Raw genomic sequence first — 2242 nt, 5'->3', positions numbered from 1 at the left:
CAACGAGGTGGGGCCGCCGAAACAAGGTTTGGAAGTACGGCGGTGTTCTTAGTGGTTCTTTTCCTCCTGAGAGGGTGGGACCCCCAAAAGGCTCCCCTGTTTTTCCCCCCCCGGCCCCCCGCGCCGTTCTGTGTGGAGGCCACCCGGGCGGGGTGGCAGTGCCCCGGGCCGGATTCGATCCGGCACCCTCACGGCGTGGATGCCGGGGCTTTGTACTGCGGTTTGTTTAGAGCCGAGGGCGTGTCCCCCATTGGGGTGTGGGGCCCTGTTGTGACGGGGGCCCGGTCTCAGTCGGCTGGTCTCCACTCGCCTCGGCCGGTGCTGTCACGGCCGTCGTTCTGCGGTGGATCACGCTGTGCAGTTGTTCAGCGATGCGGTCCGGCGGAGAGCCGACGGGCGCAGTTCGAAGCAGCCCAAAGAAGGGCCCCCTCCGACCGCTGTCCTAGGACTGCGGTGCGTCTGAGAAGACAATGGCGCACAGTCCCAGGACTGTCAACAGTCCTGGGACTGTGCTTGACTGGGCTCATCGAGAGGAGTTCGCGTGGCACCCAAGTGGCGAGAACTGGCAGACAAGCTGGCCGAGCAGATCAAGAGGGGCGAGTACGCCCCTGGTCAGCAGCTGCCGCACATCCGAGACCTGGTCGAGGCTGGTGAAGGTTCAAAGTCCACGGTTCATGCGGCCTACAAGGCCCTGGAAGCCGAAGGCTTGGTGACCTCTTCCCGCGGTCACGGGACCGTTGTGCGGCAGCAAGCCCCGCTCAAGAGACTCGGCATCGCTCGGTACGACAAGGCCAAATGGCGTGACGGTGATGAGGTCGCGTTCATCGCCGACCGCGTGGCTTCGGGCCGCGCGCACAAGCGTGGCGAGCAGACGCAGAACGTCAGCCGTGTGCCGGCCACGCCGCTGGTAGCGGCGGCGCATGGCTTGCCGGATGGCTCCGAGGTGTACGCGCGCGCCCACCTCGTGAAGGAGGGGGACCAGCCGACGCACGCCCTGACCAGTTACTACCGCCCCGAGCACGTCGAGGGAACGAGACTTGTTGACCCGACGCCGGGCCCAGCGGGCAAGGGTGGTGGTTACCGCGTGCTCTACGACGCGGGCTACGAGATCGATCACATGCGGGAGGAGCTGTTCGCTCGCCCCGCGACGTCGGAGGAGGCGGCGCTACTTCAGCTCACGCCTGGTGAGTGGGTTGTGGAGCTTCACCGCACCACCTGCACCGCCGATGGGACCGTCGTGGAGTTCGCCGTCGGCATTCACGCGGCGAGCCGCTTCGCCTGGGCGTATGACTTCAAGGTCCCCGACTCGACGCAAGGAGTAGCCCAGTGATTTCGGTGCAGGCATGGTCGGATGCCCAGCAGCTTTGGGACTTTCAGCAGATGCGCCACGAGCCGCGCCCCTGCTCGGTGGCCATCGGTCTCGGCAGCCATGACCTGGGTGTGGCAGACGTGACGGTTGATCTGTACCGGCGCGGCATGTTCCCGCTGATCGTCTTCACAGGTGCTACCAGCCGCACAACGCGCGACCGGATGCCCCGCGGGGAGGCCGAGCACTATCGGGAACGAGCGCTGGACCTGGGAGTTCCCGCCTCAGCCATTCTCGTCGAGCCGAACGCGCGGAACACAGGTGAGAACATCAACTTCTCGCGCGCACTGCTTGCCGAGCGGGACGTCGACGTTTCATCCGTGCTGCTCGTCAGCAAGCCGTACGAGGAGCGGCGGGCCTACGCAACCGCGCGCAAGCTCTGGTCGGAGGTTGAGTTCGTAAGCGCGTCGGCGCCGATGACTCTCACGGAGTACGTCGACTCGATCAAAGACCCCCGGCTTGTCCTTGACATGCTCGTTGGGGCTCAGCAGCGTCTACTCATTTACCCAGAGCAGGGGTTCATGGTTCGGCAAGAGGTTCCGGACTCTGTCGCCGTGGCCTACGAGCGACTGTGTGCCGCTGGGTTCACAAGCCGCCTCGTCCCAGCCTCGTGAGGGATCTATGGGCCATGTGTGGGCCAGAAGCGCCCGCACACAAGCGCCTTGAGTCGTAGTCGCAGGTCAGGCGACGTAAAGCCGCTCCAACCGCAACCGTCTTGAAAACCGTCGTGATCCCAGCGCGGTAGAACTTTCCCTACTTCATCAAGGCGCCGCGCAAGCGCGGCGCGGGGGGGGGGGGGGGGGGGGGGGGGGGGTGGGGGGCTGGTCGGGATGCCGCCAGCAGAGGGGGGAAAGGGGGGAAAGGAGAGGCAAACGG

General features: G+C 65.8%; 2 protein-coding genes. Both read left to right on the top strand.

Annotated elements, in window-relative coordinates; all coding sequences use genetic code 11:
• The first annotated feature begins 541 nt into the window (after positions 1-541).
• The gene (locus tag ACZ7IB_RS26535) at positions 542-1330 is read left to right on the top strand and encodes a GntR family transcriptional regulator (protein ID WP_470916327.1); all 789 of its coding nucleotides are present in this window, start codon (positions 542-544) and stop codon (positions 1328-1330) included.
• On the top strand, positions 1327-1980 hold the full coding sequence (locus ACZ7IB_RS26530) for a YdcF family protein (protein WP_470916325.1): 654 nt from the start codon (positions 1327-1329) through the stop codon (positions 1978-1980). The genes ACZ7IB_RS26535 and ACZ7IB_RS26530 overlap by 4 nt, the downstream gene beginning before the upstream one ends.
• Positions 1981-2242 lie beyond the last annotated feature (262 nt).

The organism is Streptomyces sp. NPDC037301, assembly GCF_055602785.1.
Note: the sequence above shows the minus strand (reverse complement) of the source record. Positions and strands in the feature narration are given on the sequence as shown.